Source organism: Bradyrhizobium sp. C-145 (genome assembly GCF_023375135.1).
Lineage (GTDB): Bacteria > Pseudomonadota > Alphaproteobacteria > Rhizobiales > Xanthobacteraceae > Bradyrhizobium > Bradyrhizobium zhanjiangense.
In genome coordinates this window covers 5,850,481-5,863,668 of record NZ_CP088150.1, presented here as the reverse complement: position 1 = coordinate 5,863,668, position 13,188 = coordinate 5,850,481, and the positions used below count along the sequence as shown (strand labels likewise).

Annotated in this window: 9 protein-coding genes and 1 pseudogene; 3 read left to right on the top strand and 7 right to left on the bottom strand. The window is 59.9% G+C overall.

Annotated elements, in window-relative coordinates:
• Positions 1-225: 225 nt before the first annotated feature.
• Positions 226-957, bottom strand: coding sequence for an acyltransferase family protein (locus tag LRP30_RS27690; RefSeq protein WP_249761842.1), 732 nt, complete (start codon positions 955-957; stop codon positions 226-228).
• Positions 958-4,035: 3,078 nt separating this feature from the next.
• Here LRP30_RS27690 and LRP30_RS27685 point away from each other — a divergent pair.
• Both LRP30_RS27685 and LRP30_RS27680 read left to right on the top strand, forming a co-directional pair.
• A pseudogene (locus tag LRP30_RS27685) lies at positions 4,036-4,158 on the top strand (IS481 family transposase); the annotation flags it as partial.
• Between the two features lie 166 nt (positions 4,159-4,324).
• Positions 4,325-4,519, top strand: coding sequence for a hypothetical protein (locus LRP30_RS27680; protein WP_249756793.1), 195 nt, complete (start codon positions 4,325-4,327; stop codon positions 4,517-4,519).
• 11 nt (positions 4,520-4,530) lie between these two features.
• Here LRP30_RS27680 and LRP30_RS27675 read toward each other — a convergent pair whose 3' ends face one another.
• The 3 genes from LRP30_RS27675 to LRP30_RS27665 all read right to left on the bottom strand — a co-directional run bounded on the left by LRP30_RS27675 (position 4,531) and on the right by LRP30_RS27665 (position 6,836).
• On the bottom strand, positions 4,531-4,938 hold the full coding sequence (locus tag LRP30_RS27675) for a hypothetical protein (protein ID WP_249756792.1): 408 nt from the start codon (positions 4,936-4,938) through the stop codon (positions 4,531-4,533).
• A gap of 271 nt (positions 4,939-5,209) precedes the next feature.
• Complete coding sequence (locus LRP30_RS27670; protein WP_249756791.1) at positions 5,210-6,403, bottom strand: CoA transferase; 1,194 nt, start codon at positions 6,401-6,403, stop codon at positions 5,210-5,212.
• Between the two features lie 130 nt (positions 6,404-6,533).
• On the bottom strand, positions 6,534-6,836 hold the full coding sequence (locus LRP30_RS27665; RefSeq protein WP_249761841.1) for a hypothetical protein: 303 nt from the start codon (positions 6,834-6,836) through the stop codon (positions 6,534-6,536).
• A gap of 201 nt (positions 6,837-7,037) precedes the next feature.
• On the opposite strand from LRP30_RS27665, the gene LRP30_RS27660 reads away from it, so the two are divergent.
• Complete coding sequence (locus LRP30_RS27660; RefSeq protein ID WP_249756790.1) at positions 7,038-10,016, top strand: M10 family metallopeptidase C-terminal domain-containing protein; 2,979 nt, start codon at positions 7,038-7,040, stop codon at positions 10,014-10,016.
• A gap of 197 nt (positions 10,017-10,213) precedes the next feature.
• On the opposite strand, the gene LRP30_RS27655 is transcribed toward LRP30_RS27660, so the two are convergent.
• From LRP30_RS27655 to LRP30_RS27645, 3 genes are all read right to left on the bottom strand, one after another.
• Complete coding sequence (locus LRP30_RS27655; protein ID WP_249756789.1) at positions 10,214-11,803, bottom strand: IS66 family transposase; 1,590 nt, start codon at positions 11,801-11,803, stop codon at positions 10,214-10,216.
• Positions 11,804-11,872: 69 nt separating this feature from the next.
• Positions 11,873-12,145 (bottom strand): IS66 family insertion sequence element accessory protein TnpB, encoded by a 273-nt coding sequence (gene tnpB / locus LRP30_RS27650; RefSeq protein WP_249756788.1) that lies wholly within the window; start codon positions 12,143-12,145, stop codon positions 11,873-11,875.
• 77 nt (positions 12,146-12,222) lie between these two features.
• A complete protein-coding gene (locus LRP30_RS27645; RefSeq protein ID WP_249756787.1) occupies positions 12,223-12,639 on the bottom strand; it encodes a transposase in 417 nt (138 codons plus the stop codon).
• Positions 12,640-13,188: the final 549 nt, after the last annotated feature.

The following is a 13,188-nucleotide window of genomic DNA, read 5'->3' as shown; positions in this document are numbered from 1 at the left end:
GACCAGACAGCGGCAGACCGCTCGGTCCAGGCTCGTTTTCAATCCGGAAATCTCTAGGCTGGGACCGATTTGGTCTACGTCGGGTGTTTCATGCGCGGCAACTTCGATCAGGACGACGTCGGTACAACAGTCAAGGGGCTTCAGCGCCAACTTCCGCTTGAGGCGGCGCCATGCGCCTGCTCCACGAAGCGAGCGAATTGCCCATAGCTATGAACGGTTTTTCAATCAAAGCCCAGGTGACGTGGAAATGATGCACGTCGTGAGGATCGTCGCGAATCTCCACGGCTCACAAGCCCATTCCGGCAGCGATAGCAGGCGCACCGAGACGTTTGCGGCCAGGAAGAACACAAGGTAATGGAGTAGGAAGATCGAATAGCTCGCGTCACCTGCTCGAACCAGCCAACGGAACGGCGCGCGGTGCCAGGGCGGTCTGATGTTGATGAATCCGGCGAGTAGGGCAGCAACGGCAGGTGCGGTCCAAAATGGGTATTCGTGGGTGCTGCCTATCCATAACAAGATGGTGCCATTGACGAGTGGGATCGGACCAAGGAGGGCGAGCGGCTTTCGGAGGAGGAAGACGATGACGCCGGCCAGGAATTCGGCCTGTGACGCTGCGGTTAGGTGCCAAGTCCATGGGTTGCCATAGAGCCAGCCGACGAATGTAAGGGCGAACAACGTTATTGCGAGCATCGGAATGCCGCCAACCGGTACGATAAGAGCCGCAAGGGCATAAAAAACCATCTCGCGTTCTAGAGTCCAACTGAAGTCATAAACGGGTGCTCCCTGCTGCGGCAGCAGGCTCATCGAATAAACAAAATGCCAGAGTGATTCATGGCGCCATTGCCCGATGGCGATCATGATGGCTACCACTGTCATCAGGATCCAGTAGAGTGGGTAGATGCGAAACACGCGCTTCATCGCGAAGTCGCGCACCGTGAACGAAGGGCGCGAGCACACCAGGCAGATCACATAACCTGAGATCGCAAAAAAGAAATCGACGCCTAACTAGCCGCGCTGACTGAGCCATGGGATTGGATGCCAGGCATGCTCAGGGAACGCTGCTCTGATCGAAACGTAGGAATGGAAATAAGCTACACTGAGCGCCGCAATGGCTCGAGCAGCCTGCAACCCAGCCAAACGCTCTTCGGAATCTGTCAAGGCTCAGTTCGCTCCCTTTTGGATGCTAAATTTACAGCCCCGTCCAAGCCCTCAACCCATGGTAGATGGTTGTCGGGGGCGCATGCTCGCCGCCGCAGATGAATTGGCGCGTCGTCCCAGCGATGCATCAAGTGCGTAGGCGTGCGCGGCGTCGGCAACAGCATGCGCCTCAGCCGCTTCGCTCATATAGTTCTGTCATCGGCGACCTCAGCCTCGTGCAGCTCGCGTTGAATGCCTGTCAGTGCCGCCAGACATCGGCAGCGTGATAGTGCGGGCGGCGGATACTGGCAATAAGCACCGCCGCTGCCTCGAGTCACGCGTTTCGTTATGCGAAACAACTCCGGTGACTCTTCGCGTCACAGAGCCCAATAGACGCCTTTTGTCCGGACTTGTCCTCAGATGAGAACGCATTGGCCGACAGCGGATCAAGTATGCAAGCTTGATTTCTATGTGGATTTGCTTACGGACGCTGGCGATCCCGGCAGGAACGTCAAAACCTCCAATTTTCAATAAGTTAGGACGGATAACCGGACTAAACATTAAAGGGCTTCCGCGAGCGGTGGCTAGAGGATCCGGGTGATGCCATGAGCCCCCTGGTTCGTCGCCGTCGGATTTTTGCTTCGGATGTGGAGGAGATTGGGCGGGTTTGTTTCGGTGCACGCCGGCACGGACCCTGCGATGGCTCCCCGGTCTTCCGGGTTGGTTACATCAGCCGCGGTGGCGATCTGAGGTTTACGTCGGCGCCCATCCAAGACGAGGCCTATGCGGCCGCGGCCGCGCGCGTCCTGAGCGAATTCATTCAAGGGGAGGTGAAGCTTGTCCCCTGAAAGACGTAACCCCGCCAAGAGGGGCGGGGCTGCTCAATCCGTGATGTTGATCTGCTTGGCGGCAATTAACTTCACGATAGCGAGATCACCGCGCTACTGCAAGAAAATCATGTGGCGCGACTCTTTCGCGTTGCGCCGGCGACAGCGGCAATGATCGCGCACCTCGCTTACGGGTGCGCCCATGGCAATCCGCGCGATCGATAATCAGAAGCGGCGCTTTATCTGCGTGCAGCTGTCAAGAGCGGCTCCCTTGATCAGAACGAAGTGCCAGAAGCAATCCGGTGAAGTGTTAGTGAGCGCGTATGCATCATCCGGTTACGTGATGGCCGCCGGCTTGAATTCAAAGATGCTCAGGTGCTTCAACCGACGCGCTGAGGATCTTCTTCAAGAGACGCGAGGAGAAGCGCAGGCTGGCTAACTTGAAGAGCCTAAAGGGTCGGCTGGCGGCTTTCGGCGCGATCGCATACGCCGTCGCGAGGAATCCTTGCAAGCTCGATGAGGGCGTGGTGGTGGGTCGAATTTCGACGGTTCGGCTTCGGAGCGATTGCGCCCCTCGCAAACGAGTTTCCGCGGGTTTTGAGAGTCGGTAGCAAACGAATGCTCGCAGAGAAGCGGAAGAGAGGCGGCCAACCAGGGAATTTCAGCGCCCTGAAGCACGGCCATCGCAGCCACGGAAGAGGGCGAAAAGGCGTGTGAAGTGGCAGGCCGCGGCCGATGAACGCCTCGAGCGCGAAAAAGCTTGGGCCCCCTTGAGGACGCAAACTGATTACGGCGCGATCTGTGACGCAATCGCTGCCGACGTGGCCCATAAGGCCGGGAGAATTCACGGATGAGTGAGAGATTTGTATGATCCGAAAACTACCATGGCCATGGCCGTCTTAGTCGGCGGGCTGGAGAACCTTGCTCCGGACGTCGCCAGCGCATTCCTCGTTGGGTGGGAAATTTGACCTCGGTTAGATTGAATGCCGGCTGGCGCGCTTGGACATGACATTCGATCCATGTGGGAGGGATACCGACCAAAGTTGCAGGAGTTTTCGGCCGCCGGTTCTGTTGAACCTCGCGGCGCTTTCGATTAGGAGTTGAGGCCGTTGGGGAATTTCTTCATTATGTTTTATCGTTGGGCAATTTTGGCCCTGTTGGGCCTCGTGTGCTTTGCGCAAAGCGCGGCTGCACAAGACGTCTTTGGAGAAGCGCCATATGACGAGGCGTGCCTTAACCTCGCGCTCGCGGCGGTTTCAAAGGCGGAACTATCGCAAACTAAAGAAGCTCTGGCTTGGCTGATCAAATGCGCTGCTCATCCAACTCGGCGGATGTGCCTCGGGGCCGACGCGTTTATTAAAACTGAGCGGAAGGCGTCGCCCGTGATTTGCGAGGAAAAGTCGCTGCCAGAAAGTAGGGCGAGGTCCGCCCTGGTTGCTTTTGAGAAAGCGATAGCTCAGCCACCTCCGATAACTACGAGTCGGCCGCCTCCTCCCACAACCGCGAAGATCGCAAAAGCTGTGGCGGATCCCGTCAAGCGGAAGAGCGCTTCCAACAGAGGAGTTGAGCGATGACGCGGCGGCGGCAGCTAGTGGTGTGATACCAGTCATTCTAAATTCCTAGTAGCGGTCATAAAACCTTAGCCCGTACCCCTAGTCTGGATGGGCGCCGTATCGGTGATGTCGATAACGATAGCCATACGATCATCGCCGCCCATGACGAGGATATCGAAGGCGTACAGTTGCACCTGTTAGTATTGCCGGCTGTGCAGCCCGTTGAAGTTGCTGATGCCGTCCACACTGAGGATCACGGCCTCGCACAAAGCGCTTCTGCCGGTTCTTCACCCTCGACAGCAGGCATGTCATTGACGCGAGCTCGACGACAGCGACTCCGGGCCGTGCTTAGGCTGGGCGATCGATGGCGTTCTTGACGGGTGTCGCGATCTAGAAGAGCATTGCGATAGCCAGGGGGGCGGTTGGGGTGACGGTATGACCAGCAAAATTGAGCCGGGCGCCGCCGGCGCCGATCAATTGTCTCCCCAGCTACTGATTCCAGCCAGCCCTCGCAATCCTTTGAGCGGCCGTTCCGCGAGCGCGGCCTGCCGGTTGCCATCCGCTCCGACCATGGCGTGCCCTTTGCTAGTCCCAATGCTTTGTTCAATGTCTCAAAGCCGTCGGTGTGGTGGCTCCGGCTCGATTGCGCCGCCGGTTGCGTCTGCCCGGCCTGCTCAAAGCCTCGGCCAAGCTGCACTATGCTCACTTCATCTCCTGTGCGCTCAGAGGTCTATTGATCCTGACAAGGTGGCCGCAGATGCCCTAGAGAAGCGTCGAGCCAAACAGATCGCGTAGCGTGCATGCGTCGTGGAAGCCGAAGTCCGCAATGTGCTCTACCGCGCGATCACATCGAGCTTCTGCTTTCAATGTCTTCAGGAAGCGGAACTCATAAAGTCAGGCGGAGCGATGGGCGAAGGCCTGAGAGTTCTTATCGCGATCACTGTCACCGCCATTGTAGCCCTGGGCGCGTACTTTGCAGTACAATATCTGGCCTCTTTCTAGGCCCAAGCGCGCTATCGCCTTCTGCGATTCGTGCTCTGGGATTGTTGTTGTGGCGCCGAGCCAGCTTCAGCGCTTGATGACGCCAACGCATCGATCCGCGAACTCACGGCGCCAAGCTGATCAGAGAGGAGTTTGCGCTCCCCTTGGTTCATCGCCACCGCGCGTTGCAGCTGGCTCACTTGCTCGCCCAAATTCTGTTGGGCAGTCTTGATCTCCGCAATGGCCTGCTTAACACTGGCTATGGCTTGCTGAGTTTCGTTGATCACGCTCTCTTGGCGCGGAGCCGCTGCGGCCTGCACTGAATCGATCTTCTGATTCAACCAGAATGCACCGCCTGCAGCTAAGATAGCGACCAAGCCCAAAGCCAGCCAAGAAAGGAGCGGACGGCTTGCGGACGGAGATGGCAAAGACGGGTCCATGCTGAGGTCCTCGTACCGGGGAGAGGCGAATTAACGCCCGAGTTCCAACATGGTTGCAGTGGGTAGTTCCTATGCGCTGAATATGGGTGTGAGAAGGGACCACCGTAACGATGCAACAGTCATCACTCGTGGCTGCCAAAATTGACTAAGTGATTGAACGTAAAGCTCCCATCCACACTTTCAAGCCTACGGCAGATGAACTAAGCTTACTTCCATTCTACATCGAAGAAACAGTGCTCCGAGAAGCGCTCATCTCCAATGCCAGAGCGCCTCAGACGATTCGGGCTTCTTTAAGCTCTGCGATTTCCCCGGCACCGAAGCCGAATTCCTTCAGCACCTCGTCGGTCTGCTCGCCGAATTCCGGCGGCCGCGCTACCATCTTGCTCGGCGTGCGCGACAGCGTCACGGGCTGGCCGACCAGGCGGATGTGGCGGTCCTCGTCGTTCGGCACGTCCTGCGCAATGCCGAGATGCTTGACCTGCGCGTCCTCGAACATCTGGTCGATGGCATAAATCGGCCCGCAGGGCACGCCGGCCTCGTTAAGCTCACGGACCCAGGTCTCGGTCGACTTCATCACGGTGCGCTTCTCGATCTCGGCGTTGAGCGCGTCGCGGTTCTTGGAGCGGGCAGGGGCCGTCGTGTAGTCGGGATGGCCAAAGAGCTCGGGCGCGCCGATCGCCTGGGCGCAGCGCTCCCAGATCCGCCCGCCTGTGGTGGCGATGTTGATGTAGCCGTCCGAGGTCTTGAACACGCCGGTCGGGATGCTGGTCGGATGGTTGTTGCCGGCCTGCTTGGCCACCTCCTTCTCCATCAGCCAGCGCGCGGCCTGGAAGTCGAGCATGAAGATCTGGGCCTGGAGCAGCGAGGTCTGCACCCATTGGCCCTTGCCCGAGACCTCGCGCTCGAGCAGCGCGGTGAGAATGCCCATGGCGCAGAACAAGCCCGCCGTGAGGTCGGCGACGGGAATGCCGACCCGCATCGGTCCTCCGCCCGGCGCACCGGTGATCGACATCAGCCCGCCCATGCCCTGCGCGATCTGATCGAAGCCAGGGCGCTTATGATAGGGGCCGTCCTGGCCGAAGCCGGAGATGCTGCCATAGACGATGCGCGGGTTGATCGCGGCGAGGCTCTCATAGTCGATGCCGAGCTTCTTCTTCACGTCGGGGCGGAAATTCTCGACCACGACGTCGGCCCTGGCGGCAAGGCGCTTGAACACGGCGAGCCCGCGCTCGTCTTTCAGGTTGAGCGTCATCGCCCGCTTGTTGCGGTGCAAATTCTGGAAGTCGGAACCCCGCCGAGGGCCGCCCGGCTGCTCGCCGCCGGCATCCTCGGTCAGCGCGTCGATCTTGATGACATTGGCACCCCAATCCGCGAGCTGCCGCACGCAGGTCGGCCCGGAGCGGACCCGGGTCAGATCGAGCACGGTGAAGCGCGACAGGGCTTCCGAGGCATGCGGAAAGGGCATCGTAAAAGGCTCCAGGACAAATTGCGGGCCCACCATAGTGCCGAAAGGCCCCGCGACAAGTCTGGGCCGGCGCGGATGCCGCCTGTCGAAATGCAATGGCTGGCGCGGTTTGCCGCGCTGCGTGAAGGAATCAGCGCGACAGGCGCTTCAGTTCCGTGCGCGCCTTCTCGGCCAGCGGATCATCGCCGTGGCGCGCAATGAAGAGTTCGAACGCCTCCCGCGTTCCCTTCTGGCGGGCCGCTTCGTATTCCTCGGCTACGGCAACGGCAGGATCGCGGGCCATTGGCATGGTGGGCGCGCGTCCCGCCTTGCCGCTGTCATCTGCATTGGCCTTCTCCACCATGAAGGGCAGTCCTCCGAAGGGCGCTTGATCGAATCCAGCGAGCGCCGCAAGGGCGCCAAACAGGCCGGCCGCGAGTGAACGTCGTTTCATGAAACCCTGCAAATCACGGGCGCCGGGGGAACCGAGGTTCTTGCTTGCGCCCCGTATGAATACGGGATTTGATGGCTAACAGCGCATTATGGCAGAGGTCCGGGCGCTCTCGCCCCATTTAAACCAAACGCTTAACCCTCTAGCTAGAATCATCTGTTAAGGCCTCGAATTGGATGGGGCCTGCTGCTTCGGAGATTCGCTTTGGCAACCGCGGTCACGGTCTCCAAGACCAACAACGCCGATATCGATGGTCTGCTGTCAGGCTACAAATGGTCGGGCGCGATCACCTACAGTTTCCCGGACACGCCCAGCGACTACGTCAATCCGTACACCGGCGGCAGCAGTGAGCCGACCACATCGGGCTTCGCCTCGGCGCCGACCCAGATGCAGGTCGCGATCAACTACGCCATCGGATTGATCAACGGCTACACCAACGCCAACATCCAATACGTAGGCACGAACGGCGCCGACATCATGATCGCGCAGTCGCCGTCGGCCAACCCGACCTCCTACGCCTACTATCCCGGCAACTATGCGTCCGGCGGCGACATCTGGATCGGGACTCAGTACAATTACTCGCTGGCCAAGCTCGGCAATTATTACTTCGCGACCGCGCTGCACGAGCTCGGCCATGCCTTCGGCCTCAAGCACAGCCAGGAGACCGGTGGTCCGGCCAACGTCGCAGTGCCGACCGCGCACGACGACAGCGAATATACCGTCATGAGCTATCGCAGCTATGTCGGCGCTTCGACCACGAGCGGATACACCAATGAGGCCTACGGATATCCACAGACCTACATGGCCAACGACATCCTCGCGCTGCAGACGATGTACGGTGCGAACTTCACGACCCAGAGCAGCAACACGGTCTACACCTGGAATCCGACCACGGGACAGGAGTTCATCAATGGCGTCGGGCAGCCCGCGCCCGGCGACGGCGTCGGAGGCTCGGCCAATCGAATCTACGAGACGGTCTGGGACGGCGGCGGCGTCGATACTTACGACCTGTCGAACTACACGACGAACCTGAGCATCAACCTCAACCCCGGTGCATCGTCGGTCTTCTCCTCCGTTCAACTGGCCTATCTCGGCGATGGCCATTACGCATCGGGCAACGTCTACAACGCCTATCTCTATATCGGCGACGCGCGCTCCTACATCGACAACGCCATCGGCGGCTCCGGCAAGGACACGCTGGTAGGCAATGCCATCGCCAACGTGCTGAGCGGCGCGGGCGGTAACGACACGATCACCGGTGGGGCGGGCAACGACGTCATCGATGGCGGCTCAGGCTCGGATACCGTAGTGTATTCGGGCAGCAAAGCCAATTACTCCGTCGCATACGACGCGAACACGCAGACCTTCACCATAAGCGATTTGCGCTCCGGCGCGCCCGACGGCACCGATACGGTGACAGGGGTAGAGAATTTCCAGTTTGCGGACGGTACAGTCGCCAGCGCTAGCCTGATCAACAGTACGATTGAGGCATACGGTTCCACTAAGCTGGTCCAGACGGGCACGAGCTATTACCTCGACAGCAACATCACCGGAACTGGACCTGTTCTGAAGATTTCCGGCTCAGCCGTGGTGTCGACCAGCTACGCGCCTTGGGCTCCAATCGGGGCCGAGCAGGCGGGCAGCGGATACGAAGTCGTCTGGAAAAATTATTCGACCGGCTTTTACACCGTCTGGAGCACCGATAGCAACGGCAACTATATCTCCAGTCTCACTGGCGACCTGTCCGGCACCAGCACGTCCCTTGAGTCCTTCGAGACAATCTTCCACCAAGACCTCAACGGCGACGGCACCATTGGCATTCCCACCCTCACCATTGAGGCACAGGGCTCCACCAAGCTGGTGCAGGTAGGTGATAACTTCTACCTCGACGATATCAGCACTGGCAGCGGGCCTATCCTGAAGATTTCTGGCTCGTCGGTCAGCGCCAAAGCGTATGGGACCTGGGCACCAATAGCAGCCGAGCAGACTGCCAGTGGCTACGACGTGGCGTGGAAAGATCTTGCGACAGGTCACTATACGGTCTGGAGTACTGACAGCAACGGCAGCTATACCGGGAATATCGTTCCCGAAGTGACGGGGACGAATACGTCATTTGAGTCGCTTGAGACCACCTTCCACCAAGACCTCAACGGCGACGGCACCATTGGCATTCCCACCACCACCATTGAGGCACAGGGCTCCACCAAGCTGATGCAGGTAGGTGATAACTTCTACCTCGACGATATCAGCACTGGCAGTGGGCCTATCCTGAAGATTTCTGGCTCGTCGGTCAGCGCCAAAGCGTATGGGACCTGGGCACCAATAGCAGCCGAGCAGACTGCCAGTGGCTACGACGTGGCGTGGAAAGATCTTGCAACAGGTCACTATACGGTCTGGAGTACTGACAGCAACGGCAGCTACACCGGGAATATCGTTCCCGAAGTGACGGGGACGAATACGTCATTTGAGTCGCTTGAGACCACCTTCCACCAAGACCTCAACGGCGACGGCACCATTGGCATTTCCACCCTCACCATTGAGGCACAGGGCTCCACCAAGCTGGTGCAGGTAGGTGATAACTTCTACCTCGACGATATCAGCACTGGCAGCGGGCCTATCCTGAAGATTTCCGGCTCGTCGGTCAGCGCCAAGGCGTATGGCACCTGGGCACCTATAGCAGCCGAGCAGACTGCCAGTGGCTACGACGTGGCGTGGAAAGACCTTGCGACAGGTCACTATACGGTCTGGAGTACTGACAGCAACGGCAACTATACCGGGAATATCGTTCCCGAAGTGACGGGGACGAATACGTCATTTGAGTCGCTTGAAACCACCTTCCACCAAGACCTAAACGGCGATGGCACCGTTGGAATTCCTTCGGAGGCTGCTACGTCCGATTCATCATCCGCAACGAAGTTTCTCTTGCGGCAAAAGGAAGGTTTTATTTTCCAACCTGAGATCCAGCCCATTGGTCAGATCGAGGCTGGTGGTTCTACCAACATTGGAGCGCCGGATTTTTCAAGCGACCTTCTGGGCACTGGATTTCACTTCGAGACGCAAGCGTCCTCCTATGATCATGGATTTTGGGAAAACCAGCGGAGTGATCCGGGCTTCTCCCATCTTGATTATTCAGGCCTATCCTATCTTACCGACCATCTGATGCGAAGCTTCCTGATCCACTAGGCTGACGAGTGCACACGCCTAGCGCTGCTCGATCCGTGCCCTTGGCGACGGATCACAATCTGAGAAATGACGGTGTGCAGCCTCATGTATCCCAGCGCTCATCCAATTCACGACTATGTCGCCAGCACGCGAACTCGCGCGGGGCGTCTCTAAGCTCCTCTCCCGAGCCACAGTAGCGTAAGCGCTTAGCCATGACCCTATTGAAGCTGGCTTGACGTTTTGCGGAATCGCCACGGCATGAGGTCATCGATCCTGCTGTGGGGATGGCCGTCGATGATCGCCTCGAGTGTTTCAGCGATGTAGGCAACCGGGTTGACGCTGTTGAGCTTGCAGGTGGCGACGATCGACGCCAGCATGGCCCAGTTTTCGGCCCCGATTTCATGGCCCGCGAAGAGCGCATTTTTTCTGGTTAGGCAGACCGGCCGGATGGCGTTCTCGACCGGGTTGGTGTCGAGTTCGAGACGCCCGTCTTCGAGGAAGCGGGTCAGCCCCTGCCAGTGATTGAGCGCATAGCGGATGTCCTCGGCGAGCGTTGAGCCGCTGGAGATCATAGAAAGCTGCTTCTCAAACCACGGTTTTAAAGCCGCGATGAGGGGCAGCGAGTGCTCCTTGCGCGTGGCCAACCGGACGTCCGGCGACGAGCCGCGCACCATGGCTTCGATGGCGTAAAGCTGCGCGATGTGTCGAACGGCGGCCTCGGCGATCGGAGACTTGCTGTTGCGCACCAATTTGACGAAGCGCCGGCGCAAATGGCTCCAGCAATGCACGAGCGTCCACGGCCCTTGCGGTCGAACGACCTCGGTCAGCCGGTCATAACCGTCATAGGCATCGCATTGCAGGTAGCGTCCGCCAAAACCGTCGAGGAACTGCTCAGCAAAGGCACCGCTGCGACCAGGGGCATATCGGAACAGCACGATCGGCGGACTTGGCCCGCTGTGGCCGCGGTCGTCTGAGGCGATCGCCCAGAAGTAGCCTTTCTTCGTTTGGCCGCGCCCCGGATCGAGTACCGGCGCCCTGGTCTCATCCATGAACAGCCGATCCGCCATAGCCAGGTGGTGGCGCATGTGGTCCGCGATGGGCTGAAGATGGAAGCAGGCGCGGCCAGACCAGTTGCCCAGTGTCGCCCGATCAAGCCGGATCCCCTGGCGCGCATAGATCTCGGCCTGACGGTAAAATGGCGTGTGGTCGCCAAATTTGGAGACGATCACGTGCGCGATGGCCGCTTCGGTCGGCAGCCCGCCGGGCACGACGTGCTCCGGTGCGTGCGCCTGCACGACGGGGCCCGAGCAGCGGCGACAGATATATTTCGGGCGGCGCGTGACCAACACCCTCCATTGCGCCGGGATCACGTCCAGGCGTTTGCTGACGTCCTCGCCGATCTTCGCCATGGCGCCGCAACCGCACGGACAGAGCGTGCTTGCGGGCTCGATGATCCGTTCCACCTGCGGCAAATGGGCAGGCAAGCAGCCGCGATTGCGATGAGGACCTTGATCCGGCACGTTCCGCGATCGGCCGTTGATCACAGCCTCGGCTCTCTCCTGCGCCGCGTCCAAGATGCCTTGCGCGATCTCCACGTCTTCCAGCGGTAAGTGATACTGATCTGGCCGCAGCTTCTCGGACTTCGAGCCGAACTTCTCGCGGCGCAATTCGCCGAGAATGATCTCTAGCCGACGCCGCGCTTCCTCCGACGCCGCCAGCGCCCCCTGATGCTCGCTCAAGGCCGCCTGCGTTTGCGCCAAAAGCGCCTTGAGGCGTTCGTTTTCGTCGCGCAGCGCCGCGATGCTCATGTGCTATTTCGAGCACATCGGCGCCACACGTGCCACGCTCAAAATAGCGGCCGAGTCATTCTGCCGCAGTTATCCAGCGACCTGCGGCCGCCGCGCTTCTTCCGGGCGGACCAACCTCCAATCCAGCCCCTCGAACAAGGCCGCGAACATCGCCGGCGACATCCGCATCACGCCGTCCGCGATCGTTGGCCAAACGAACTTGCAACCTTCGAGGCGCTTGTGAACCAACACCAGGCCCGTTCGGTCCCACACCAAAATCTTGATTCGGTCCGCTCGTTTCGATCGGAACACGAAGGCTGCGCCGCTGAACGGGTCAAGACGAAGCATCTCCTGCACCTTCACCGCAAGCCCATCGTGGCCACAGCGGAAGTCGATCGGCCGCGTTGCAACGTAAATCTTCAGATCAGCACCGGCCGCAATCATCGTGATGCTCGCAGCACGCGGATCACCCGGGACAGCTGCTCGGCATCAATGGCCGTATCCGTCCGCAGCACGATATCACCAATCGCGATCTCAAGCTTGATGGCCGGAGCCTGACGCTCTTCCAACGCACCTCCCACCACCAGCGGCGCGAATGTCGGCTGGGACGCTTCGCACGCCGGCAGCAGGCCTCGCTGTCGAAAGCGCCGTCGCCAATCGTAGATCTGCCAGCGCGTCGCTCCGTGCTTGCGCGCCACCTCGGCCACCTGGGCACCGGGCAACAGACTCTCGGCGACGATCCGAGCTCTCTCAGCTTCCGAGCGCACGCGCCGCCCCGACGGTCCTTCCAGAACTTCCAACCGGCTCAGCGACCCTGGGCCGTCTAAATGGACGTCCTTTTTGCTGTCCAATCCCATCTCAAACCTCCGTCCAACCCGGAGGCTTCTTCGCACAGCTATTCCGATCCCGAAGCAAGGGTTCCGGCTAAGCGCTTACCAGTAGCGGCACTCTTGTCAGGTAGGTTGCAGCTTGACCCCGCGCAATCTGCCGCAAGAGACAGCAGGGAAGCCGCCGCATCCACGCCAAGCGGCCGCTTGCGCCGCCTGATCCACGGCTGGTTGGCCAATCTTGTACAGATATTGCTCCGCATGCCCCCAGCACTGCTAGTCATTCCGGTGTTCCTGGCGACGTGCTCGCGGCCCGGCTGCCGGATGCGTGGGTTGCCTAAGCTGTTCAACCGGCGATTCTGTCGGTCGAACTGCCACTTCTGGCAGACTGGAAGCGCGCGCCAGGCCGCGAAGTTCTATAACGTCGCGCTGAACCAGATAGAGCGCATGCAGGTGCAACTAGCCAGGGCGAAACCACGTCTCTCACCCTTCTATACGATCAGGCGTTCCAAGCGCTACCCAGGCTGAGCGCGGCCAATCCAGCGACCCTCTCCCGCGCTTCGCTTTAGAGAATGTAGC

Excerpts from the sequence above, each read along its gene's own strand:
- LRP30_RS27670 (WP_249756791.1), bottom strand. The coding sequence starts at position 6,403 with ATGCCCTTTCCGCATGCCTCGGAAGCCCTGTCGCGCTTCACCGTGCTC.
- LRP30_RS27645 (WP_249756787.1), bottom strand. The coding sequence starts at position 12,639 with ATGGGATTGGACAGCAAAAAGGACGTCCATTTAGACGGCCCAGGGTCG.
- LRP30_RS27675 (WP_249756792.1), bottom strand. The coding sequence starts at position 4,938 with ATGGACCCGTCTTTGCCATCTCCGTCCGCAAGCCGTCCGCTCCTTTCT.
- LRP30_RS27655 (WP_249756789.1), bottom strand. The coding sequence starts at position 11,803 with ATGAGCATCGCGGCGCTGCGCGACGAAAACGAACGCCTCAAGGCGCTT.
- LRP30_RS27665 (WP_249761841.1), bottom strand. The coding sequence starts at position 6,836 with ATGAAACGACGTTCACTCGCGGCCGGCCTGTTTGGCGCCCTTGCGGCG.